Origin of the sequence: Protofrankia symbiont of Coriaria ruscifolia (genome assembly GCF_900634745.1) — a bacterium.
GTDB lineage: Bacteria > Actinomycetota > Actinomycetes > Frankiales > Frankiaceae > Protofrankia > Protofrankia californiensis.
On record NZ_CAAAFR010000136.1, the window covers coordinates 1 to 23088 of the forward strand.

Annotated in this window: 20 protein-coding genes and 5 pseudogenes; 14 read left to right on the forward strand and 11 right to left on the reverse strand. The window is 69.5% G+C overall.

The features are described 5' to 3' along the window. Positions 1 to 42: 42 nt before the first annotated feature. Together CV1CTNOD_RS15350 and CV1CTNOD_RS15355 are read right to left on the reverse strand one after the other, a co-directional pair. Positions 43 to 876 carry a hypothetical protein gene (locus CV1CTNOD_RS15350; protein ID WP_131786767.1) on the reverse strand — a complete coding sequence of 278 codons (834 nt, stop codon included), beginning with the start codon at positions 874 to 876 and terminating at the stop codon, positions 43 to 45. Positions 877 to 1026: 150 nt separating this feature from the next. After that, the gene (locus CV1CTNOD_RS15355; RefSeq protein WP_131786768.1) at positions 1027 to 1359 is read right to left on the reverse strand and encodes a helix-turn-helix transcriptional regulator; all 333 of its coding nucleotides are present in this window, start codon (positions 1357 to 1359) and stop codon (positions 1027 to 1029) included. 290 nt (positions 1360 to 1649) lie between these two features. Here CV1CTNOD_RS15355 and CV1CTNOD_RS15360 point away from each other — a divergent pair, with 290 nt between their 5' ends. From CV1CTNOD_RS15360 to CV1CTNOD_RS15370, 3 genes are read left to right on the forward strand one after another with little or no spacing between them, the layout of a single operon-like run. Next, positions 1650 to 2990, forward strand: a complete 1341-nt coding sequence (locus tag CV1CTNOD_RS15360) for a cytochrome P450 (RefSeq protein ID WP_131786769.1) — start codon at positions 1650 to 1652, stop codon at positions 2988 to 2990. A 24-nt stretch (positions 2991 to 3014) separates the two neighbouring features. Further along, entirely contained in the window at positions 3015 to 4466 is a 1452-nt protein-coding gene (locus CV1CTNOD_RS15365) for an MFS transporter (protein ID WP_131786770.1), read from the forward strand. A gap of 8 nt (positions 4467 to 4474) precedes the next feature. Next, positions 4475 to 5713, forward strand: coding sequence for a cytochrome P450 (locus tag CV1CTNOD_RS15370; protein ID WP_207386469.1), 1239 nt, complete (start codon positions 4475 to 4477; stop codon positions 5711 to 5713). 75 nt (positions 5714 to 5788) lie between these two features. On the opposite strand, the gene CV1CTNOD_RS15375 is transcribed toward CV1CTNOD_RS15370, so the two are convergent. Then, a complete protein-coding gene (locus tag CV1CTNOD_RS15375; RefSeq protein WP_131786771.1) occupies positions 5789 to 6994 on the reverse strand; it encodes an NtaA/DmoA family FMN-dependent monooxygenase in 1206 nt (401 codons plus the stop codon). Positions 6995 to 7384: 390 nt separating this feature from the next. On the opposite strand from CV1CTNOD_RS15375, the gene CV1CTNOD_RS15380 reads away from it, so the two are divergent. The 6 genes and pseudogenes from CV1CTNOD_RS15380 (at position 7385) to CV1CTNOD_RS15405 (ending at position 13682) form a co-directional block, all read left to right on the forward strand. After that, entirely contained in the window at positions 7385 to 9019 is a 1635-nt protein-coding gene (locus tag CV1CTNOD_RS15380; RefSeq protein ID WP_165485536.1) for an ABC transporter substrate-binding protein, read from the forward strand. Between the two features lie 52 nt (positions 9020 to 9071). Then, positions 9072 to 9650, forward strand: a complete 579-nt coding sequence (locus CV1CTNOD_RS15385) for an IclR family transcriptional regulator domain-containing protein (protein WP_165485537.1) — start codon at positions 9072 to 9074, stop codon at positions 9648 to 9650. A 4-nt stretch (positions 9651 to 9654) separates the two neighbouring features. Next, positions 9655 to 10644 (forward strand): ABC transporter permease, encoded by a 990-nt coding sequence (locus CV1CTNOD_RS15390; RefSeq protein ID WP_131786774.1) that lies wholly within the window; start codon positions 9655 to 9657, stop codon positions 10642 to 10644. Then, entirely contained in the window at positions 10641 to 11495 is an 855-nt protein-coding gene (locus CV1CTNOD_RS15395) for an ABC transporter permease (protein ID WP_131786775.1), read from the forward strand. The genes CV1CTNOD_RS15390 and CV1CTNOD_RS15395 overlap by 4 nt, the downstream gene beginning before the upstream one ends. Beyond that, a pseudogene (locus CV1CTNOD_RS27390) lies at positions 11492 to 12753 on the forward strand (ATP-binding cassette domain-containing protein). Before CV1CTNOD_RS15395 ends, CV1CTNOD_RS27390 begins: the two are co-directional and overlap by 4 nt. A gap of 107 nt (positions 12754 to 12860) precedes the next feature. Further along, complete coding sequence (locus CV1CTNOD_RS15405; protein WP_165485539.1) at positions 12861 to 13682, forward strand: IclR family transcriptional regulator; 822 nt, start codon at positions 12861 to 12863, stop codon at positions 13680 to 13682. A gap of 16 nt (positions 13683 to 13698) precedes the next feature. Here the strand turns inward: CV1CTNOD_RS15405 and ispG are convergent, their stop codons facing one another. Then, complete coding sequence (gene ispG / locus CV1CTNOD_RS15410) at positions 13699 to 14820, reverse strand: flavodoxin-dependent (E)-4-hydroxy-3-methylbut-2-enyl-diphosphate synthase (protein ID WP_131786777.1); 1122 nt, start codon at positions 14818 to 14820, stop codon at positions 13699 to 13701. A 170-nt stretch (positions 14821 to 14990) separates the two neighbouring features. Beyond that, positions 14991 to 16308, reverse strand: a pseudogene (locus CV1CTNOD_RS15415) (1-deoxy-D-xylulose-5-phosphate synthase N-terminal domain-containing protein); the annotation flags it as partial. A 248-nt stretch (positions 16309 to 16556) separates the two neighbouring features. On the opposite strand from CV1CTNOD_RS15415, the gene ispH reads away from it, so the two are divergent. Further along, on the forward strand, positions 16557 to 17888 hold the full coding sequence (ispH, locus tag CV1CTNOD_RS15420) for a 4-hydroxy-3-methylbut-2-enyl diphosphate reductase (protein WP_242606720.1): 1332 nt from the start codon (positions 16557 to 16559) through the stop codon (positions 17886 to 17888). Positions 17889 to 17909: 21 nt separating this feature from the next. Continuing rightward, complete coding sequence (locus tag CV1CTNOD_RS15425) at positions 17910 to 18374, forward strand: hypothetical protein (protein WP_131786779.1); 465 nt, start codon at positions 17910 to 17912, stop codon at positions 18372 to 18374. A gap of 76 nt (positions 18375 to 18450) precedes the next feature. On the opposite strand, the gene CV1CTNOD_RS24810 is transcribed toward CV1CTNOD_RS15425, so the two are convergent. Together CV1CTNOD_RS24810 and CV1CTNOD_RS15430 are read right to left on the reverse strand one after the other, a co-directional pair. Then, the gene (locus CV1CTNOD_RS24810) at positions 18451 to 18591 is read right to left on the reverse strand and encodes a hypothetical protein (protein WP_165485540.1); all 141 of its coding nucleotides are present in this window, start codon (positions 18589 to 18591) and stop codon (positions 18451 to 18453) included. Positions 18592 to 18765: 174 nt separating this feature from the next. Continuing rightward, complete coding sequence (locus CV1CTNOD_RS15430; protein WP_242606721.1) at positions 18766 to 19461, reverse strand: class I SAM-dependent methyltransferase; 696 nt, start codon at positions 19459 to 19461, stop codon at positions 18766 to 18768. A 21-nt stretch (positions 19462 to 19482) separates the two neighbouring features. Here CV1CTNOD_RS15430 and CV1CTNOD_RS15435 point away from each other — a divergent pair, with 21 nt between their 5' ends. Further along, a complete protein-coding gene (locus tag CV1CTNOD_RS15435; RefSeq protein WP_165485541.1) occupies positions 19483 to 20007 on the forward strand; it encodes a MerR family transcriptional regulator in 525 nt (174 codons plus the stop codon). Between the two features lie 524 nt (positions 20008 to 20531). Here the strand turns inward: CV1CTNOD_RS15435 and CV1CTNOD_RS15440 are convergent. The 4 genes and pseudogenes from CV1CTNOD_RS15440 to CV1CTNOD_RS26755 all read right to left on the reverse strand — a co-directional run. Continuing rightward, a complete protein-coding gene (locus CV1CTNOD_RS15440; protein WP_131786782.1) occupies positions 20532 to 20903 on the reverse strand; it encodes a HepT-like ribonuclease domain-containing protein in 372 nt (123 codons plus the stop codon). Further along, positions 20893 to 21183 carry a nucleotidyltransferase family protein gene (locus CV1CTNOD_RS15445; RefSeq protein ID WP_131786783.1) on the reverse strand — a complete coding sequence of 97 codons (291 nt, stop codon included), beginning with the start codon at positions 21181 to 21183 and terminating at the stop codon, positions 20893 to 20895. The genes CV1CTNOD_RS15440 and CV1CTNOD_RS15445 overlap by 11 nt, the downstream gene beginning before the upstream one ends. Before the next feature lie 354 nt (positions 21184 to 21537). Beyond that, a pseudogene (locus tag CV1CTNOD_RS15450) lies at positions 21538 to 22064 on the reverse strand (hypothetical protein); the annotation flags it as partial. 69 nt (positions 22065 to 22133) lie between these two features. Then, positions 22134 to 22337, reverse strand: a pseudogene (locus CV1CTNOD_RS26755) (FAD-dependent monooxygenase); the annotation flags it as partial. Here CV1CTNOD_RS26755 and CV1CTNOD_RS26760 point away from each other — a divergent pair. Together CV1CTNOD_RS26760 and CV1CTNOD_RS15465 are read left to right on the forward strand one after the other, a co-directional pair. Next, positions 22332 to 22553: pseudogene (locus tag CV1CTNOD_RS26760) on the forward strand (TetR/AcrR family transcriptional regulator C-terminal domain-containing protein); the annotation flags it as partial. The pseudogenes CV1CTNOD_RS26755 and CV1CTNOD_RS26760 overlap by 6 nt on opposite strands. Before the next feature lie 252 nt (positions 22554 to 22805). Continuing rightward, the coding region (locus CV1CTNOD_RS15465) for a recombinase family protein (RefSeq protein ID WP_131786788.1) at positions 22806 to 23088 on the forward strand (283 nt) is incomplete at its 3' end.

Genomic DNA, 23088 nt, shown 5'->3' on the forward strand with positions numbered 1-23088 from the left:
TCCCAAAAAGGATCATTACCTTGGGGAGGCGCGCCGACCTTTTCAGCGGTCTCCTAGGAACGCCGACCGGCTCGCAGCCATCTCCTGTTGCGCCCGGTCGAACTCGGCTTTGCGGGCCCGCAGCGCGGGCCCGGGATCGAGCGCGTCGACATCCCCGCGGGCCTGCGCCGCGCGCAGCCGTCCGGCGAGGAAGAGCACGTCCGAACTCATCCGGCCGGGATGCAGCGCGTGGAACCGTTCCTCGCCGCCCGCCACGTGCCGCACCAGGTGGTCGGCGAACTGCATGATGGCGCTGCCGCCATGGCGGAACGCGGGCCAGACGGTGTGCCGGTATCGGTCCTCCCCGACCGCGAACGGGTCGAGGCCGGGGACCAGGCCGAGCCGCGCGGTGACGAACATCCGGTCTGCTTCGCCGACGGTGCGCGGCAGGAACGACATCGTTCCCGTGGTGCCGGAGGAGTGGACCGGCCGCAGGTCCGTCTGGCTTTGCAGCGCCCGCAACCAGCCGTCGACGCCCTCATAGCCGGCGACGTCGACGGCGCTCAGGTCTCGTACGGTGAGCCGGTCGAGCCATCGGGTGAGCCGGTCGAACCGGCCGTCGGTCACCAGCGACACGGGATACGACTTGTAGACGGTGTGCTGGAAGAGCAGCGGCGCCGCGTCGTCTATCCGCTCGATCGCGGTGACGCCCTGTTCGTCGGCCATCGTCTTGAGGACCACGATCCGGTCCCGCAGCTGGGTGAAACGCATCCGTAGCGCCGCGGTCTGGAGTTCGGTCAGATCCCGGCGCGACACGGAGTGCATCGCCTCGTAGGAGTGACCGAAGAACCCCGCGGGGTCATCGGCGAACCGGCGCGTATCGCTGTCGGTGGTCAAGGTGCCGTCCTCCCGCCGCATGCCTGTCGATGATGCGGAACCCGCAGACCGTACGTGGCACTGCGGGGCGTGACCAGGACGCTGTTCCGTAAGCCGGGACAGCGTCCTGACAACGCGCCGCGGCATCTCGGCCCGCAGGCCCGCGGCGGCTCAGTTGGCCGCCTGCTGGAGCGGATCGACGGTGAGGGATTTGCGCGGCCGGCCGGGGCCCCGGCGATGGGCGGCGAAGCGCTCGATGGTCGTGCGGCACCACAGCCGGCGTCCGTCGAGCAGGAGGTCGGCGGGAGGGAACCGGCCGCGCGAGACCAGCTTGCGGATCGCGGCGTCGGTCACGCCCAGCATCTCGGCGGCGCCGCGCGAGCCTACCAGCTTGCTGTCAGGGCTGGTCGCGGCGGTCGAACTGTCTGAAGGCATGTCAGCTTCCTCGATGCGGCGGTCGGTTGGCAGCCGGGATCGGTCATGGCTGAACGAACGGCCGGACATCGCATCACGTCTGCGCCCCCTTGCCCCGCAGGCGGGAAGACTGGTCGAGTTGCCTACCCCAGGATATCAGTGCGCTGCCGCCATTACCGATGACTTCTTCGGATCCGCCCGGCACGGCAGCGGCCGGGCACCGCCCGATTAAGATCCGAGAAGCGTGACAATTAACTCAGAAACTGTCACGGGAATCGCACTATTAATACCACGTGACACACCCTGGCACGACTTGACAGCAGCTTTGCCAGGCGATGTGCTAGATTCTCGTATGCCTGTCCAAGACCAAGGAATTCACGATGCCCGAAAATGGTCCCGGAACTGCGCAGTGGACGGTCGATGAGATATTCGACCCGCAGTCGGCACAATTCTTGTCCTGCCCCTATGCGGCGTATGCCAAGACGCGCGCGACGATCCCGGTGGCCCACCACGGGGGATTCGACGAGTGGATCGTGACCGGACGCGAGGAATTGCTCGCGGTACTGCGGGAGGACGAGCGGTTGACCAGCCGCCACAACCTGGACGGCCACGTCCCGCTCGCCCCGCGAGCCCGCGCCGTGCTGGAGCGCACGCTGTTCTTCCAGCCGGCGCTCTATAACGTGGCCGGGCCCGAGCACAGCCGTTTCCGGACGTTCATCAGCGAATACTTCACCCCGCGCGGGCTGCGGGCGCTCGAACCCTCGATCCGCGCGATCGCCCGAGACCTGGCCGGCGGGCTGTCCGCGTCGGGGACCGGCGATCTGCTCAAGGACTTCGCCTATCCGCTGCCATACACCGTGATCGGCGAGGTCATCGGCATCCCCACCGCCGACCGGGCGACCGTCAAGGAGTGGAACAATGCCTGGCTGGCCCTGCAGGTGGTGCCGCTGCCAGAGGAGCAGCAGACGGCGATGGCCGAGGGCCTGCTCGCCTACGAGGACTACCTGCGCGCGTTGCTGCTCAGCCGAGCGGGCCAGGAGACGTCTGAAGGCGCCGGTGGGACGGATCTCGCCTCCGGGCTGTACCGGGCCACGCTCGGCGACGAGCCACTGTGCACCCTGGACCAGGCGATCGTCTCGCTCCGCTTCATGATCGCGGCCGGTCACGAGACGACAACCAACCTGATCGCCAACGCCGTCCACCAGTTGCTGGCCGTGCCGGAACGCTGGCAGGCGCTGGCCGAGGACCACGCGTCAGCCGCCGCCGCAGTCGAGGAGACGCTGCGCTACGACTCCTCCGTCCAGGGCGCGCTGCGCGTCGCCGCCGAGCAGGTGCGTATCGGGGACGTGGACCTGCCCGCCGGATCCCGGGTGCGGGTGATGTTCGCGGCGGCCGGCCGCGATCCCGCCCAGTTCCAGGACCCGGACGAGTTCCGGCTCGACCGCGAGGGTCCGCCGCGGCACCTCGGTTTCGGCTTCGGCGCCCACTTCTGCGTCGGGGCCCCGCTGGCCCGGCTCGAGGCTCGCATCGCGCTGGAGACGCTCGCCGCAGCCCTGCCCGGACTGCGCCTGGCCGACGACTTCCAGCCGGAATACCTGCCCGGCGGCTTCATCTTCCACGCCCTCGCCGCCCTCCCGGTCGCCTGGAGTCCGAGGGACGCGGCCTCCGGGCCGGCGACGCCCGCGGAACCCGTCGGCGCAAGCGGATCAGCAACCCTCTAGAACAGCAAGGACGAGTCTCCACACATGTCCATCTCCGCTCCTGCCCAGACCAAGATCGGCGAGCAGGCCGGCAGCAGGCATGCCGGCCTGGTGCTGGCCATCATCGTGACCTGCCAGATGATGGTCGTCGTCGACGCCATGGCCATGGCCGTGGCGCTGCCCGAGATCCAGGCGGGCCTGCACTTCTCGGCCACCGGCCTGCCCTGGGTCCTGAACGCCTACATCCTCAGCTACGGAGGCCTGCTGCTGCTCGGCGGGCGCACCGGCGACGTGCTGGGCCGGCGCCGAACCTTCACCGCGGGGGTGCTGCTGTTCACCGTCAGCTCGCTGCTCGGCGGTCTCGCCACCGACGCCGGGTGGCTGCTGGCGGCCCGCGCGCTGCAGGGCGCGGGGGCGGCGTTCGCCGCGCCGGGGGCGATGTCGCTGCTGATGGCCAACTTCGCCGAGGGGCCGGCGCGCGACCGCGCGCTGTCCGCCTACGCGACGGTCGCGGGACTCGGCATGGCCATCGGCATGATCGTGAGCGGCGTGCTCACCGACATCGCCTCCTGGCGCTGGGTCCTGCTGGTCAACGTGCCGTTGGGTCTGGCGATCGTGGTGCTCACACCGCGCTACGTCGCGGAGCCGCAACGGCATCCCGGACAGATCGACCTGCCCAGCGCCGCCACCGCCACGGCCGGGGGGGTGGCTCTGGCCTGGGCGTTCATCCACGCTTCGGACAGCGGCTGGACCGCGACGACCCTCGGCGCCGTGGGGCTCGGCATCGTGCTGCTCGCGCTGTTCGTCCGGCGGCAGAGCCGGGTCGAGCAGCCGATGATGCCGCTGCGGCTGATCGCCGACCGCACCCGCGCCGCCGCGCTGGTGGCCATGGCCCTGGCCATGGCCTCGAACTTCAACATCTCGCTGTTCGTCCCGCAGTTCCTGCAGGACGTGCTGCACTACAGCGCACTGCAGGCCGGCCTGGCCTTCCTGCCGATGGCGCTGGTCGTGTTCGCGGTCGCCCGCGGCGGCCGCGGGCTGCTGCCCAGGTTCGGCCCGTTCCCGCTCATTCTGATCGGGATCGGCCTGTGCGCCGTCGGCATCGGCTGGCTGGGCACGCTTGACGCCGGCTCCACATACGCGGCAGGGATGCTGGTTCCGCTCATCCTGATCGGCCTCGGCATCGGCACTTTCCTGATGCCGCTGACCGGGCTGATCCTCAAGGGGGTCGAGCCGCGCGACTCGGGCGCGGTCTCCGGCGTCCTGCAGACCTTCCAGCAGTTCGGCGGCGCCATCGGCATCGCCGTCCTGGTCACCGTGTACGGCACCGCCCTGCGGCACAGCGAGGCGGGGACCGCGCCCCGGACCGCCACTGCGCACGCGATCGCGGACGCCTTCCTCGGCGGTGCCGGCTTCCTGATCCTCGCCCTGCTCTCGATCACCGTGGCGGCGCTCGCGGGCCGAGCCCGCCGTGCCGCCACACCGCCACCCGCCTGAGGAGCGTCGTGACTGTGACCAGCACCGCCGTGGACACCGATGATCTGCCCGCCTTCCCGATGCCCCGCCGGTGGCCGCTGGATCCGCCGCCCGCGCTGGCCGAGCTGCGCCGCCGTGGCCAGCCGCTGACCAGGGTGCGGCTGTGGGACGGCAGCACCACCTGGCTGGTGACCCGCCATGCGCAGATCCGTGAGGTGCTGCACAATCCCGCGTTCAGCTCCGACACCAGCAGGCCGGGTTTCCCGAAAGCCACGGCCGCGGCCGCCGCGCTGGCCGGGGACAACACCCGCTGGCTGGTCCGCCTCGATCCGCCGGAACACACCAGGATCCGCCGCATCCTCGCCAAGGAGTTCACCTCGGGGCGGGTCGCGGCGCTGCGCCCGCTGGTCGAACAGATCGCCGGCGGCCTGCTCGACCGCCTGGTCGAAGCCGCGCCCGGGCCGGCCGACGCGGTGGACCTCGTCCAGGTCCTGGCGCTGCCCATTCCCGCCACCGTGATCTGCCGGATACTCGGCGTCCCGGACGAGGATCGGGAGTTCTTCCAGGATCGGACCTATGTCGCGATGTCCGCCGGAGCCTCGCCGCAGCAGGTGCGGACCGCGTTCGGCGATCTGCAGGACTACCTCGACCGGCTGCTGCGCGAGAAGGAGCGGGAGCCGACCGACGATCTGCTCGGACGGTTGGTGGTCGAGCAGGTCCGGCCCGGCGAGCTGACCCACGAGGAGCTGCTCACCATCGCGCGGCTGCTGTTGATAGCCGGGCACGACACCACAGCGAACATGATCGGCCTGATCGGTCTGAGCCTGGCCCAGCACCCGGACCAGGCCGAGCTGTTGCGCAAGGACCCGCAGCTGGTCCCGGGCGCGGTGGAGGAGCTACTGCGCTACCACAGCGTCGGCAACCACGGCCTGTCCAGGATCGCCACCGCCGACGTCGAGATCGCCGGCCAGCTCGTGCGGAAGGGCGAGGGAGTGCTGCTTTCGCTGAACTCGGGCAACCGGGACGAGGAGGCCTTCGAGCGGCCCGACGTGCTGGACCTGAGCCGCGCAGCGCCGGCCCACCTGGCCTTCGGCGCGGGAATCCACCGCTGCCTCGGGGTGCCGCTCGCGGTGCTGGAACTGGAGGTGGTCCTCGCCGGGCTGGTCGAACGGCTTCCCGGGCTGCAACTCGCGGTGCCGCTCGAGGAGCTGTCCTTCCGCCACGACATGCTGACCTATGGGGTTCGGTCGCTGCCGGTGCGGTGGTGATCCTCGGGTGAAAGCCTGTGGGCGGTCCTCGGTCGAGAGGGCCGCCCACAGATTTCTCGGGTCATCCCCGCGCCGTCACCCGACGGTCACCGCGGTAGCCGACGCGCCGATATTGGCCACGTGAGGCGGCAGCGGCAGACCGTAGTGGTCACGCAGGGTCGTTCCCCGGTACTCGGTGCGGAAGAGGCCGCGCTGCTGGAGGATGGGTATGACCTGGTCGACGAAGGCGGGCAACCCGTCCGTCAGGACGTCCGGCATCAGGTTGAAGCCGTCGGCGGCGCCCGTCTCGAACCACAGCTGAATGGTGTCGGCCACCTGCTCGGGCGTGCCCACGACGGTGAGGTGCCCGTTGGGCGCGCCGCCGGACTCCAGGTCCAGCTGGTCGAGTTCGTGCCGACGCCGCCGCGCCTCCTGCTCGGTGCCGCCGATCGTGGTCACCAGGCCGGGCAGGATCACGAGCCTGCGCGGATCGCGGCCGTGAGCGGCCACCTGACGGCGCAGCTCGTCGGCGTATGCGCGGGCGTTCCGCGGATCGGTGCCGCTGGCGAAGACGGCCTCGCCGGTGCGTCCCGCCACCTCGCGCCCGTATTCCGAACCGCCCGCCTGGACGATCACCGGGTGCCCCTGGGGGGAGGGCGGCAGGCAGAACGGGCCCAGCACGCTGAAGTGCTCCCCTTGGTGCGCGATCGGCGGCAGCCGGTCGGTGTCGATGAACCGTCCGCCCTCGACGTCGACGAGCAGCGCCTCCGGATCCCAGGTACGCCAGAGCTCCAGCACGACGTCGATGAACTCCCTGGCCCTGGAGTAGCGCTCATCGCGATCCGGCAGCGTGCGCGCGAAGTTGAGGGAGACGGCGGGCGTCGCGGTGGTCACCGCGTTCCAGCCGGCCCGGCCCCGGCTGATCAGGTCGAGGGCCTGGAACCGCCTGGCGATGTTGTAGGGCTCGTTGTAACTGGTGGACGCCGTCGCGATCAGGCCGATGCGCTCGGTCGCCCGGGCTATCGCGGTCAGCACCAGGGTCGGTTCGAGCCCGTTGAACTGGGGGCGGTAGGCGATGTCCTCCGCGATGCCGGGCACGTCACCGAGGAAGACGGCGTCGAACTTGCCGCGCTCCGCGATGCGCGCGGACTCGACATACCGGTCCACGTGGATGAATGCCAGCGGGTCGACGCCGGGATGCCGCCAGGCGCCGTGGTGCGCTCCTCCGGACAGCAGGTTGATGTTGAGGTGGAGTTCGCGGGCGGACGCCACGGGGTACCTCTTTTCCGGCGGGGTCGGCATTCGATTCTAGTCGAAATTAGTTGACCCCCACTGCGCAGTCAACCGATATGCTGCCACCGAAAAACGTCTCGAAGGCGTGACTGTTTTCGTTGACGGCATTCATGTTCCATTCGACGAAACAACCTCTATACAGTGAGCGATTCTTCCCTTAGCATCCAATAGTCGGAACAATTGATCACGGGGAAGGTTGCTGCCATGTCGCGCACCCTTTGCCGGACCGAGTCCCAGCGCTGCTTCGCAGCCGGGCCGTGTCCGTGTCGCCGCGATCCGCGCCGATCCTGAGCTGACCCGACACTCCTTGACCGCGTGCGGTGTCGCACGCCGCCGCCCGCCGGACCCGGCCGGGCGTGTTCGCCATGTATGGCCGTGACTGACGCTAGGAGACCAATCGTGCACACGACCGGCGCGGATGCACGGAACCACCGTTCGCTTCTGAAAGCCGCGCTCGGCCTGACTGGTGCCGCGCTCGTCGCGCTGACCGGCTGCACCTCCGATTCCGCGGCGCAGGGCTCGGGCGCCGGCGGCGCGACACCGCGCCCGGGCGGCACGCTCACCTTCGCCCTGGGTGACGAAGTACGCTGCATCGACCCGCAGCAGGCCGGGGACGGCGCCGAACTGACCGCCGCCCGCGGCCTGGTGGACTCGCTCACTGTGCGCGATCCGGGCACGGGCAGGCTCGGGCCCTGGCTCGCCACGTCCTGGCAGGCATCGGCGAACGCCGAGAGCTTCACCTTCACCCTGCGGCCAGGGGTCACCTTCAGCGACGGGACCGCGCTGACCGCCACGGCGGTCAAGGCCGCGCTCGACGGCGACGTCGCGCTCGGGGCCCGTGCGATCCTCGCCTCCGGCTACCTGACCGGATACAAGGAGAGTGCCGTGCTCGCCCCGGACAAGGTGCGAGTCGACTTCAGCAAGCCCAACGCGAAGTTCCTGGACGCGACCTCCACGGTGAGCCTGGGCATCGTTGCTCCCGCGACCTCGGCCAAGTCGGCGGACCAGCGCTGCGCCGGAGGCATCGTGGGCAGCGGTCCGTTCGTGCTGAGCTCCTTCACCCGCGACCAACAGGTGACGGAGACTGCGCGCAAGGGCTACACCTGGGCCGCCTCCGGCTCGGCGCATCAGGGCCCGGCGTATCTGGACCGGATCGTCTTCAAGATCGTCACTGAGGACGGCGTGCGCCTCGGCGGGCTTCAGTCCAGCCAGTTCGCCGGTATCAGCGACCTGACCTCGCAGGACCGCCAGGCGCTGACCGGCGGCGGCGCCACCGTGCTGTCCCGCGCCATCCCCGGCCTCGCGACCAGCATCAACGTCAACACCTCACGGCCGTTCATCAGCGATCGCACGGTCCGCCTCGCACTGGCGTCCGCCGTCGACCGCTCCCAGATCATCGCGGCGCTCGGACCCGGGTACAGCGCGGCCACGAGCGTGCTGTCCTCCACCACCACCGACTACACCGACCTGCGCTCCCGCCTGGCCACCGACGCGGCCGCCGCCTCGAAGTCGCTGGACGGCGACGGCTGGGTCAGGGGCGGCGACGGCATCCGGGTCAAGAACGGCGTCCGGCTGCAGCTGACCGTGGTCTGGTTCGGCGAGGATCCCGTCACCCAGTCCGCGCTGGAACTGGTCCAGCAGCAGTTCAAGGCCATCGGCGTCGGGCTGACGCTGCATCCGGTGCCGACCTCGGGGGCGCTGGCGGCGTTCAAGAGCGGCGACTACGACCTGGTCGTTGGCGATTCGTCCAACGCGGACCCGGACATCCTGCGCATCTACTACACCGCCGAGGGCCTCAATGCGGTCCGCCTCAGTGCCGGTCCGCTGCAGACCGCGCTGTTCGCGCAGTCGACCCAGGCGGACCCCGCGAAGCGCGCCGCACTGGTCTCGCAGGCGCAGCAGCAACTGATCGGCGACGGCTACGCGATCCCGTTGTTCGAGCAGAGCTCGGCGGTGGCGCTCTCCACCTCAGTGCACGGGGTCGCGCTCGACACGGTGGCGCATCCGCTGTTCTACGACGCCTGGCTCTCCTAGACGACATCGGCCTCGGCAGTACCGGACCCCGCCTCCGAAGGGAGACGAAGCTTTGCCCGACAGCACGCATCGGCAGCGGTTGCCCGGCGCTGTGGCCAAGTCTGTCCTCATCCTGGACGTGCTGCCCGGCGACGGCAACCTGGTCGGAGTCTCGGAGGTCGCGCGGCGCACCAGCCTGCCCAAGACCACCGCGCTCCGCCTGCTCGGACTGCTCACCGATCTCGGCCTGGCAGAACGGCACCCGTCCGGTTACCGGCTCGGCCGCCACGTGGGCGGACTGGTCAAGTCCACCCCGTGCCTGCGGCGCGACGGGTTGCGCGAGCAACTGCTGCCTTTCCTGCTGGACCTGCAGCGGCTGACCGACGAGGCGGTGCACCTGGGGGTGCTCAGAGACCAGGGCGTGCTCTGCCTCGAGCGGCTGTTCGGGCATCGCAGCGCACCCGCGCCGATCGGCGCGGGCAGTGTCCTGCCGGCGCACGGCACCGCCCTCGGAAAGGTGCTTCTGGCCTTCGGCGAAGGCGCGCCACGCGAGAGCGGCCGCAGTGGCGAACTGGCCAGAACGGTCAAGCAACTGTGGCGGATCGCCAACGCGGCCTCGCAGTCCCTGGTCGCCCCGCCCAAGGCGGCGTAGCGCCGTGACCCGATACCTCCTGCGGCGACTGGTGCACGCGGCGTTCGTCTTGTGGGCGGCCTTCACCGTCTCGTTCGGGCTGCTGTACCTGCTGCCCACGGACCCGGTCTCGACGATGGCGCTCGGCGGCGCCGGCGGCGCCGGCGGCGGTGTGCCGAGCGCCGCGCAGATCGCCGCACTGCGCAAGGCCTACGGCTTCGACCGGCCGCTGCCCGAGCAGTACCTGTCCCGGCTGGCGGCCGCGCTCCACGGCGACTTCGGGACTTCCGTGCAGACCGGGCAGTCGGTGACCAGGCTGATCGCCGACGCCCTGCCGCAGACCCTGCAGCTCGCCGCCGCAGCGCTGTTGGCGGCCCTGCTCGGAGCGTCGGTGGTGGCGCTGGCGACCGTCCGCGCCCTCCCGCTGCCGTCATGGTATGGGCGTGCTTCTGCGGCCTGGTTCGGACGAGGCCTTCGTTCGCTGCCGGCAGTCGGCGTCAGCGCACCGAGCTTCTGGGTCGGACTGCTGCTGATCCAGTTCTTCTCCTTCCGGTGGCGATTGTTGCCGGCCGTCGGCAACGACGGCCGGCCCGGCCTGGTGCTTCCGGCGCTGACGCTGGCGCTGCCCACCGGGGCGATCCTGGCCCAGGTCCTCACCCGCAGCCTGATCACCGCGTTGGGCGAGCCTTACATCCAGACCGCGCTCGCCACAGGCGCCGGGCCCGCCCGCGTGCTGTTCCGGCACGCGCTGCGCAACGCTTCCATCCCCGCGCTGACCGTGGCCGGGCTGCTCGTCGGCGATCTGATGGCCGGCGCGGTCACGGTGGAGACGGTGTTCTCCCGCACCGGGATCGGACGCGCCACGGCCACCGCCGTCAGCACCCAGGACATCCCGACCGTTCAGGGTCTCGTGGTCTTCGGCGCGCTGGTTTTCACTCTGGTCAGCCTGGCACTCGACCTGCTGGTCCCGCTCGTCGATCCACGGATCGCCCGAACCGCCGGAGCCTCCCGATGAGCGTGATCAAGACCGCGCCCACCGTCGCAGCGGTGCGTACCCGGCGGCCGTACCCACCAGGCCTGGTGCTCTCGGCGGCCATGCTCGCGCTGATCCTGATCGCCGCGCTCGCCCCCGGACTGTTCATCGGGCGCGACCCGCTGGCCGCCGATCCGGTCCACCGCCTGCAGCCGCCGAGCGGCGCCCACCTGTTCGGGACCGACGAACTGGGGCGGGATCTGTACGCCCGGGTCCTGCATGGCGCCGCCCTCTCGCTCTCCGCCGCGGCGATCGCGCTGGTCGTCGGTATGCTCTGCGGTACCGCGCTGGGCCTGATCGCGGGGACGGCCGGCGGCCGGACGGACGATCTGCTGATGCGCGCCACCGACGTGCTGTTGGCGATCCCCTCGCTGTTGGTCTCGCTCGCGGTGGTCACCGCTCTGGGGTTCGGTACTGCCAAGACGGCGGTAGCGGTCGGGGTGACCGGGATCGCGGGCTTCGCCAGGATCACCCGCGCCGAAGTGCTGCGCGTGAGCGTCGCGCCCTATACCGAGGCCGCCCACGTCATCGGCGTGCGCCGTCCGGCGGTGCTGCTGCGTCACGTGCTGCCCAACGCGTGGGGGCCGGTACTCGGGTTCGCGGCCGTCCAGTTCGGAGCCAGTCTGCTGGCGGTGTCCACCCTGGGCTTCCTCGGTTACGGAGCGCCCCCGCCCACCCCCGAATGGGGCTCGCTGGTCGCCTCAGGACGCTCCTACTTCGCCCAGGCCTGGTGGCTGAGCATCCTGCCGGGGCTCGTCATCGCCGCGACCGTCCTGGCCGCCAACCGGATCGCCCGCGCCGTCCAAGGCGAAGACGGCAGGCTGCCGAGATGACACGCCAGCCCCAGCTGCTCCTGGACGTCCAGGGCTTGTCCATCTGCTACCGCACCCCGACCGGACTCCTGCGCGCGGTGCGCGGCGTAGACCTGCAGCTCGCCGCGGGCGAGACATTGGCCGTGGTCGGCGAATCAGGCTCGGGCAAATCGACCCTGGCCCACGCCCTGATCGGCCTGTTGCCGGCCGGCGGCTACCGCGAGGCGGGCAGCATCCGCTTCGACGGCACCGACAATCACCGCGCTACCCGAGCGCGAGCTGCGCACGCTGCGCGGCGGTGCGATCGGCTTCCTCCCGCAGGATCTGTCGGCATCGCTCAACCCGGTGCGGCGGGTCGGCGGCCAGGTCGCCGAGGTGTTGCTGCTCCACGGCCGGGCCGACCGCAGGACCGCCGGCGCACGCGCGGTGGAGCTGCTCGACCAGGCGGGCGTCGCCGACCCCTCGCTGCGTGCCGGGCAGTATCCGCACGAGCTGTCCGGCGGGCTGCGCCAGCGCGTGCTGATCGCCATCGCCCTGGCCGCCCGGCCTCAGCTGATCATCGCCGACGAGCCGACCAGTGCGCTGGACGTCACGGTCCAACGCCGCATCCTCGACCATCTGGAGAAGCTGGCCCGCGAAACAAGACCAGCATCGCCCGGATGTCGGGGCGACTGCTCGATCCGACCGACGGGCGGATCCGGTTCGACGGCGCGGACATCACCGCGGCGCGCGGCACCGCACTGCGCGCACTGCGCCGCCGTATCCAATTCATCCAGCAGAACCCGTATACCTCCCTCGATCCGCGCCAGACGGTCGAGCAGATCGTCGCCGAGCCGCTGCGCGCCTTCCGCCTCGGCGACCGGCACGAGCGGGCCACCCGGGCGCGGGCGCTGCTGGAGCAGGTGGCGATGCCCGCCGCGCTGCTGCGCCGCCGCCCCGCCGAGATCTCCGGCGGGCAGCGCCAGCGCGTCGCCATCGCCCGCGCGCTCGTCCTGCGCCCGGACCTGGTGATCTGCGACGAGCCTGTTTCAGCCCTCGATGTCTCAGTCCAGGACCAGATCCTGCGGCTGCTGGTCTCGCTGCAGCGCGAGCTCGGCGTCAGCTACCTGTTCATCTCGCACGACCTGGCCGTCGTCCGCCAGATCGCCCATCGCACCGGAGCGCTGCGGGCGGGCCGGCTCGTCGAGCCGGCGCCACCGAGGACATCCTCACATCCCCGACCGACCCCTACACCAAGGAGCTCATAGACACCATTCCCGGATCCCGCCCCCTCGACTGATCAACCAGCAGCCCGCTTGGACGGCGCCGAGCGCGCCGCCCGCAGTGGCAATGCATTGAGGCGATCGGGCCACACCCTGGCAGATGCCCAACCTGGAGGACGAAAACATGTCCTACTGCGACACCGCGACGACCGAGGCGACAGCTATCGAGGCCGAGCCCTCCAAGGAACGAAAACGCGAGAATTGGACTCGCTCACAGCAAGGATCGTCGGCACGGAACCTGTTGGAGAAGGCGTACTTCGTGCTCGGCGCCCTGCCTGCCGACGGCGCCTGGATCGGGCTGTCGGAGGTGGCACGAATCACAGGTCTGCCGAAATCGACCGTACACCGCCTGCTCGGCACGCTCACCAACCTGCGTCTCGCCGACCGCCACGGCGCCGGATATCGACTCGGCCCGCGGATGATGAGCCTGGTCAAGCACGCATCCGGCGGATACGCGTCTGCCTTGCGCGATTTTCTGCTGCCGCACCTCCTCGACCTCTTCCAAAGCACCGGGCATTCCGTCCACCTGTGTGTGGAACACATGCACGGCGCGCTCTGCTTGGAACACCTGCATGGTCACACCGGTGTCCGTCTGCGCGTCAAATCCGGTTCGGTGCTCCCGAAACACACGACCGCCATAGGCAGAGTGCTCACCGCGCACTCGGACTTCGTCGCGGACGACGACCTGACCGCGGAGCTGAGCGGGGAACTGAAGCGCATACGGCGCGAGGGAATCGCCATCGACGTCAACGGACTCTGCCGCGGAACGACCTGCGTCGCCGCTCCGATCTGGAGTCCCGCGCGCACCGTAATGGCGGTCTTCGCCGTCACCGGCCCGGTCCACGGTCTCGACGTGCCGGCGGTCTCCCATCAACTGCGGCGGGCCGCCCACAGCGCTGCCCGGGATCTGGCACGTTCACCACACCTGACCACACGCCAGCGGTGACAGCCCGCCGCGCGGGTCAGCGGACCGCTACCTCGGGGGCGCCGTCGCCGAGGTACGCGCCCATCTCCTCGGCCAGCCGGACCGCCTCCTCGACCAGGGTCTCCACGATCTGCGCCTCCGGGACGGTCTTGATGACCTCGCCCTTGACGAAGATCTGGCCCTTGCCGTTGCCGGAGGCCACGCCCAGGTCGGCCTCGCGGGCCTCGCCCGGGCCGTTGACGACGCAGCCCATGACGGCGACGCGCAGCGGGACGTTCAGGCCGTCCAGCGCGGCCGTGACCTGGTCGGCCAGGGTGTAGACGTTCACCTGCGCGCGGCCGCAGGACGGGCAGGAGACGATCTCCAGGCCGCGCTTGCGCAGGCCGAGCGACTCCAGGATCTGGGTGCCGACCTTGACCTCCTCGACCGGCGGGGCCGAGAGCGAGACCCGGATGGTGTCGCCGATGCCCTCGGCCAGCAGCGCGCCGAAGGCCACCGCGGACTTGATGGTGCCCTGGAACGCCGGGCCGGCCTCGGTCACGCCGAGGTGCAGGGGGTAGTCGCAGGCCTCGGCCAGCAGCCGGTAGGCCTGGATCATGACGACCGGGTCGTTGTGCTTGACCGAGATCTTGATGTCCCGGAAGTCGTGCTCCTCGAACAGCGAGCACTCCCACAGCGCCGACTCGACCAGCGCCTCGGGGGTGGCTCGGCTGTACTTCTCGTACAGCCGCGGGTCCAGCGAGCCGGCGTTGACGCCGATGCGGAGCGGCACGCCGGCCTTGGCTCGCCGGGCGATCTCGCCGACCTGGTCGTCGAACTTGCGGATGTTGCCCGGGTTGACCCGCACCGCGGCGCAGCCCGCGTCGATCGCGGCGAAGACGTACTTCGGCTGGAAGTGGATGTCCGCGATGATCGGGATCTGGCTCTTCTTGGCGATCATCGGCAGTGCGTCGGCGTCGTCCTGCGAGGGGCAGGCCACCCGGACGATCTGGCAGCCGGACGCGGTCAGCTGGGCGATCTGCTGGAGCGTCGCGTTCACGTCGGAGGTCAGCGTGGTGGTCATCGACTGCACCGACACCGGGGCGTCGCCGCCGACCGGCACGTTGCCGACCATGATCTGGCGGGACTTGCGCCGCGGCGCGAGCGCAGAGCGCGGCATGGTAGGCAAACCAAGCGGCACGTTCGTGCTCGCACACCTTCTTGCGCACTCGAGGCGATATCGAGCCCGTCGGCCGACGGCGGATCATCAGCGCACAGCCTCCGGCAGGACTTCTCCACTGCGGCCGCGAGCTGCTCCGCCGTCAGCCCCGACTCCTCCAGCAGCTCTCCACGGGTGCCGTGGCTCAAGAAGCGTGCAGGCGTTCCGAAATCCCGTAGCGGCACGTCCACCTCCGCCTCTCGCAGCGCCTGAGCGAGAGCGGAACCGACACCGCCCGCCCGGACGCCGTCCTCGACCGTCACCACCAGGCGGTGCTCGGCGGCCAGCGTTACGAGTGCCTCGTCGATCGGCTTGACCCAGCCCGGGTCCACCACGGTCACCGCCCAGCCGACCTCGGTCAGCCGCTTCGCCGTCGTCAGGCAGGTCTGCGCCATCACGCCGACCGACACCAGCAGCACATCCCTCCTGCCGCCGCCGGGTTCTGCCAGTACGTCCGCTCCCCCGCGCCGGTCGAGGGCGGCGATATCCGCGGGCGGCCGACCCTTGGGGAAGCGCACCAGCGTCGGGGCGTCCGCGACCTCCAACGCCTCGCGGAGCTGTGCACGCAGCGTCGCACCGTCCCGCGGAGCGGCGATGCGCAACCCGGGAACTGCCTGGAGGATCGACAGATCCCACACCGTGAAAGCGATCCGCCTCGTCTCGTTCGGCCGGCGGATATCCCGCACCTTTACGGGTCACGCAGTGCACTACCACCGCTTCCCCGCGGTCTCGGGCGATCCGGAACGCGCATCGGAGCGCCGTGACATCGTGCCCGTCGATCGGGCCGAGATACCTCAGGCCCAGACTGGTGAAGATCGTGTGGAGCGCCGCAGCGTCTCGCTCCCGGGAGTCGCCCTGTGGCGATCCACTGCGCAGAGCGCCCAGATGCTCGGCGAGGCCGCCGACCGTCGGGGCGTAGGATCGGCCGTTGTCATTGACGACGACGATCAGATTCGATCTGTCGCCGACGGCGACATTGTTCAACGCCTCCCAGGCCATGCCGCCGGTCATGGCTCCGTCGCCGACCACGGCGACCACCCGGCGATCGCGGTCGCCCGCCAGCGACAGCGCCCTGCTCAGCCCGTCCGCATAGCTCAGGGCGGTGGAAGCGTGGGAGTTCTCCACCAGATCGTGCGACGACTCCTTGCGCGCCGGGTATCCGGACAGCCCGCCGCGGCGCCGCAACTGATCGAAGTCGCCCGCCCGCCCGGTGAGGATCTTGTGCACGTACGACTGGTGGCCGGTATCGAAGACGATGCGGTCGTTCGGCGAGTCGAATTCGCAGTGCAGGGCGAGCATCAGCTCCACGACGCCCAGGTTCGGGCCGAGGTGCCCGCCGGTGCTGGTCACGTTGTCGACGAGCAGAGCGCGGATCTCCGTCGCCAGGACGTCCAGCTCACCAGGAGACAGTGCGTCGAGGTCACGAGGACCGCGGATGCTTTCCAGCATGGCCATGAAGCTCCTTCCGCTCTCAGCCGCGCATACCGCCGGCCCTGACGCGTATGTGTATTGCAGTACTGCGGACGGATCCTTGGCGAACGACTGTCCCGGCGAACGGGACAGTGCTGCGACGAAACGCAGTACGTCCATCTACCGTTTGTCACCAACGCGAACTCCTGTTCGTGTAGTTGGAATCCTCCTCGTTCACGAGGGGGAGGACGTCAAATAGTCTCCGACACGAGAATCGGTGGTCTTCTGTGACGCAGGACCAACCATGGGTGGTGACCGGCATCGTCGCCCCCTCATCCCCGGGCGTCCGGCCCGGCGACGTCCTCGTGGTCAGTCAGCTCTCGGCAGGACAGGACACAGTGACCTGCGGATCCGCCTCTCTCATCGCCGGAGAGCTGAGGAGGGCGGGACTCACTGTGCATTCCGGCACGCTCGACGATCTGGGCGTCACCGCGGACGAGCCGGTGATCGCGGCCGCGCTCGGCCAGGACACGGCCGAGCGCCCGTGCGCGATCGCGCTGACGGCTGCGACGGCTGCGACGGCTGACAGCAGCACGCCGACGCCGGACGCTGTCGATCGGGTGCTGTCCAGATGGCGGGCGGCGCTCGGCCCGCGCACCGTCCTGTTGGCCGAGCCGCAATCGTTCTGCGCCGGAGTCGAGCGGGCCATCGAGATCGTGGAGATCGCGTTGGCCCGGTTCCCGCACCCCGTCTATATGCGCAAGCAGATCGTGCACAACACGCACGTGGTGCGGGACCTCGCTTCGCGCGGCGCCGTTTTCGTCGACGAACTCGACGAGGTACCTGAAGGCGCCACGGTCGTCTTCTCCGCGCACGGCGTCGCTCCGGCGGTGCGGCAGGACGCTGAGAAGCGCGGGCTGAACGTCATCGACGCCACGTGCCCGTTGGTCTCGAAAGTGCATGCCGAGGTACGCAGGTATGCCATGCGCGGCGACCGTGTCTACCTCATCGGCCACGCCGGGCACGAGGAGAGCGATGGAACCCTGGGGGAAGCGCCCGGCCGGACCGTCCTGGTGCAGACGGCCGAAGATGTCCGGTTGCTGCCCGACTCGGACGCTCCTGCGGCCTACGTGATGCAGACCACGCTCGGCGCCGATGAGGCCGAGACGGTCGTCGACGCGCTTGAACAGCGTTTCCCCGGCATCCGCGGCCCGGCCTCGGACGACATCTGCTATGCCACGACCAACCGGCAGAACGCCGTTCGCGCGGTGGCGGCCGATGCCGACCTCCTCCTCGTGGTCGGCTCCGCGAACTCCTCCAACTCGCTGCGGCTGGTCGAGCGATCCGCGGCCGCCGGGACGCGGGCCCTCCTGGTCGAAGACATCGGCGAAGTGCCGCTCGCGGACCTCGCCGGTGTGCGCACCGTCGGCGTCACGGCCGGCGCGTCGGCCGCTCCCGCGCTCGTGGATGAGATCGTCGCGAATCTGCAGGCCCTCGGCCCAGTCGACACCAGAACCGTGCGAGTCGCCCACGAGACGATCCGGTTCGGCCTGCCCAGCGGGCTCTCCTCGCTCCCTGCACGCGCATCGGCCGCGGAAACGGGGCAGGCGGAGCGATGAGTTCGTCCGAAGTCCGCGTCCATGACCGTCGGCCACGACAGCTCCAGCTGCCGCGCACTGGCCACGACCGTCGCGCAGATCCCGTCGGGCCACCAGCCGCCCGGCCTGCTCGCGCAGCCGGGCCGTCAGCCGCGCCCGCGTCGGCACCGCCGGCAGCGACTCGGTGAACGACTGCCTTCGAACCTGGCCTACACCGACAGCACCGGGCGACGGACCGTCGACGTCTTCACCTCCACCGTCTTCGGCATGGGCGCCCCCAAGGCCGGCGCCGCCAACCAGACCCTGGTCAACGCTGCGATCTGCACGATGGCTCCACAAGCCGGTGCCCGCCGGCAACGCCACGTAGAACGCGCCACCACGCCCGGCCGCACCCGGAAGGCAGCAAGACCACGAAGTAGCAGCTACCCAGGTATGACGACCGACGAGGCACGCGAGATCGTGACCAGATGGGCCACAGCCTCGGGACTGTCCGGCGAACCGGTGTAACGAGCCGGCCGTAGCGATCCCTTTGGTGGCAAACCGGCAGGTCAGCAGCTTTCGGTGGAGCCGATCGCCTGCGGGGTCAGGCGGAGAATCCGACCAGCATGGCCTGGCGTAGATATGCCCAGGACTGTTCGCTGACGATTCCCTTGGTCGCGATGGCTGCGCTGCGGTCGAGCTTGGCGTAGAGAACGGACAGAATGTGCCGGTCGCCGACGCTCATCTGGTCCATCAGTGCGGCCCAGCGTCGGGCACGCTGGGGCGATCTTCAGGTTGTCTGCTCTCGGATTCGCGACGCTGGATTATGTGGTGATGACGGTGGTGCGGCCGGTTCTGCGTGGCCGATCCGAGGAACTTGCGCTGTGCGGCTCAGCGCATACCGGGGGCGCGGTCATGTTCACGGTTCGGCACCCCGGTTCTGGGGTGAAGCGGTGGCGATGACGCATACCGCTGGAGGGTCGAGCAGAAGGGTCTGGGTACGCGTGTTACTGAGTCCGGCTTGAATCAGGAGGGTTTCGATGTCCCGGGCGGCGTTCCGGGAGGTTTTCGCGGTGGCTCCCGGGCAGCGGGGCTGGGACACGATGGCGATGCACCCGCCCGGTGTGAGTTGCTGACGGAGCCGGGTGAGCCGCTCGGTTGGGGCGGACCAGAACCCCAGCGCGTTGACGGCGAGGATGGCGTCGAAGGGGCCGATCTCGGGCGGGATCTCGTCGACGGAGGCTCTGAGCAAGGTGACTCTCCCGGCTCGGACGGCTGCGGCGTTGCGCCGCGTGGCGTGATGGTGCATCACGCCGGAGTGATCGACGCCGTAGACGTGGGCTGCGCCCACGCGAGCCAGGGCTGCGATCGCCACGCCGGGACCGTAGCCGATCTCGAGGACCTGGTCGGTGGGCTGCACGTCCAGCAATGAGACGGCCCAGATGCAGCGGCGGCGGTTGGAGGGTCGATGGGCCATCTCCCAGGCGGTCAGTCTTCCGGCTGGGCCTCGGGGGTGATGAGCCTGGCCGACCAGGTCGGGATCCAGGAGGCGGGCAGCGGTGATCCCGATGCGGGGAATTGCGTACTCGAGAGCTGCGTCAACTGCCCGGGTCACTGCTGCTGGCATTCTTGGTTCATGTCGCGTTCGCATGGCGGGCAGTCAAAGCCTTCAAGGGCACCTGAGGTCAAGGGGCCTGGCGTTCTGATCACCATCGGGGAGCTGGCCCGCCGGGCCGGCGTCAGTGCCTCGGCGCTGCGGTACTACGAGGAGGTCGGCCTGCTCGTTGCCCCGGTCAGAGTGTCGGGCCAGCGCCGCTATCCGGAATCGGCGGCCCGGCTGGTCGCCACCATCCAGCTGTACAGCGACGCGGGGTTCACGCTCGCCGAGCAGAAAGCTCTGATGGCCTCGCACGAGCGTGGGCCGGGTGAATGGCGGCGGCTGGCCCGGCGCAAGCTCGCCGAACTCGACGAGCAGATCGCTCGGGCCCAGGCCGCCCGTGATGCGATCAGTCATGGACTGTGCTGCCCTCACGAGGACATCACCCAATGCCCCAACTTCACCACCGGTGTCACCGCCTGGCTCGCCGGCCGACCGCTGTCGGAATCCCACCCGCAGCTGCACGGACGACGTCCGCATCAGGCGGCAGCCGCCGGCGAATGACGGGCTACCGGGGAACCGGTTGAGCCATCTGCTTCGTGAGTGTTCCAGAAGAGTTTCGTGGCCGCCGTGGGCTGAGAAAACCGCATGTCAGCAGGTCAGCATCGCGGCGCCGTCTTCGAGGCGCACCATGGTGCGCGAAGATTCGGTCCCGAATCTTCGCGTCAGAGGCCAGTTTAGGGGGGCCAGTGATTCCATGGTGGACCTAACGTACCAGCATAAGAACCGTCTGATCTTGGTTGCGGACCCAGAAATCGCCGTCCGCCCGGTCGCTACCCGGATCTCGACCAGGGGCGATGCCTAGTGACCACGCCAGTCGGAACATCATCTACTGAATCGAACAAATGTTCCGTACACCTGGCGGTTCTGGACACTTCGGCCCGCCTGGTGACCGTGACCGTCGGTGTCGTGGTCGCGTTGACGTTCCTATTCGGTTTGGCCTCGGGGAAGGTGCTTGCGCTCGGGCACGACTCGCTGAGGAGGGGCTGGCGGCCAGTACGTCCACACCCAGGGCGACGTGCCCGCGGTCAGTGCGGCCGGTCAAGTTGGCTGGCGACGAGCGGGAACTCTGCCTTGAGAAGCATCACCAGGTGCTCCTGGAGCTCCCGCAGCGCGGTCGTGGCGATCCGCCACACAATTGACCAGTCGACCTCGAAGTACGTGTGAACGGTGATGTTGCGGAATCCGGTGACGGACCGCCACGGCACGTCCGGCCACCGTCCGCGGATCTCGGGCGAGACTCGTCCGGCCGCCTCGCCGATCACCAGGAGTTTCTGCAGGACGGCGCTCTGGATCAGATCGCTCTCCAGGAACGCGGCCTCGTCGACATCCTGGACGAACGCCGTTGCGGCGACCGCGGCTTCGATCATGTCGACGAGGTACAGCTCATCACGCCGCATAAAGGACCCGAGCCTCCGCGAGCACTCGGTCGCGGATGACCCACTTCAGCCGGGACTTGGGTACCAGGTCGACGTGACGACCGACGATCTTTTCGAGATCGTCTCGGAGGTCGACGATCTCGAAGCCGATCTTCGAGTCGGGCGCCAGCACGTACAGCAGGTCGACGTCCGATTCGTCGGTGTCGTCGCCGCGAGCCACCGAGCCGAAGACGGACAACTCGGCGACGCCGTAACGCCGGCACACCTCGGCGATCCGGCTGTCACGAAGGTCGACGGTCACTTCGCCATTATCGCCAGAGACAGCCACGACCGCACGGCTCCCAGGCACCGTCTCGCGCGCGATCGACCACCGGGCACCTCTACATCCACGGCATGCTCGCCCGCACCGCCCAGACGCTGGGTGAGGCCCACCAGCGGATCCGCGCGCTGATCACGTTGGCGGCGGTCGTGGTCATGGACGAGACCCCCTTGCGGGCCGGGGCAAAACGCCCCGACCCGGCCGTAAGAAAGCAGAGAAGTACCTGCTGGTGGCCTGCACCGAGCTGTACACCCAGTTCCTGCTGGGGACCGCGACCTGGCCACCTTCATAAAATCGGTCCTCGCCGAACTGGCCGCCGCCGGCGCGGTCGTCGTGCACGACCGCTACACCGGCCTCGATCGCCGTGCGGTTCGTCTCGGCGATCATGCCGGCGTCGGTGACGACGGTGGCGTCGGGCATCTGGTGGGTGGTCATGAACGTCCGGATCACGGGCAGCATCGTGTGGGTCTCCGCCTTGTTGCCCTCGAACGCGTCGACCATGAGCGGGAAGCCCGACGCGTCGGTGAGCAGCCCGATAGTGATCTGCGGTTCCAGGCGGCGTTCCTTCGAGTAGCCCGGCTCGCGGAAACCATCGCCCTAAGCGCGTCCCACAGCGCGCCGGACCGCGACGACGTGATCGGCAGCGGCCCACCCGCGGGCGGCGCGCCGTCCAGGCCCAGGTCCAGTTCACCCTGGCCGCGGGCCAGCCGCTGCCGCGCCACCGCCCGCAACGCCTCCAACGCCGCGTCGTCATGCGCCGAGCCGATGTGCTCCAGCTCCAAGGAGCCCCCACGCGACGAGTACACGATCTGCACCGCCTGCGCCCCGGACTTCGTCTTCACCGTCCGCACATACGGAGACACCCGGCCAGCCTAGCCAAGGCAGATCGGTTCTGGCTGGGCGGCCGTTTTCCTGGTTGTATTCGGTTACATTCAGGCAGGTTGGAAGAATGCGAGAATTTTTTTGCTGACGTCCGGCGACGTCAGGATTTCCTGGACGTGCGCGGATTGCCGGCCGGCAGCGCTGGTGCGTTCGAACATTTCGCGTTCGTATTCTTTGACGGCGGCGGGAAATTCGGCCGGGTGCGCGGCCAGCGCGAGGCCGAGCAGGGCGCCGTCGAGCAGCGCCATGTTGGCGCGGTGCGCCGGGAGATCACCGAGCGGGCCACCGGGACGAACAAGAAGCAGTGGCAGGCCGCCTTCGGGCCATATCTGGAGCGGACCTTCGCAACGGGCCGATTCCCCGTACTGGCCACGGTCGTACGTGATGGCCCCCACCTAAACGCCGACCAGACCTTCCGGACCGGCCTCGACTTCCTCCTCGACGGCATCGAAGCCCGCATCTCAAGCTAACGCGCGGCCGAGCGACCGGACGAGCGCCGCCCGTGGCACCAGGTCGGCGGTGACGCGTTGAGACGACGCAACCTCACCAAAGCGTGCGGAAACCGAAGAAATGCCACGAACCTGAGAGTCGATGATCCGTTCGGTGGTCCAGTGCCGGGAGAACTCGTAGGTGACGGGTTCGATGTGCCTTCCCGGGCGGACTGTCGGTCGACGCCGTCAGCGTCGGTGGCCGTCAGGGCGTCGACCCAAAGGAAACGCGCCATGGCCCGTGCGACCACACGTCGCAGCCGCGCGAACCGCACCCCCCAACCCGCGCTCGACCCACTCGACACCGTCCGGGTCGGGATCTACCTGCGTCACTCCACCGACGACGAGCAGCAGCCCTACTCCATCGAGGCCCAGGAAGAACGGCTGCGCTCCTACGTCGACTCCCAACCCGGCTGGGCCATCGCCCTACGGTTCTCCGACGACGCTTCCGGCGCCACCACCGAACGCGAGGACCTGCAACGCGCCCTGTCCGCGGCCCGCAACGGACTGATCGACG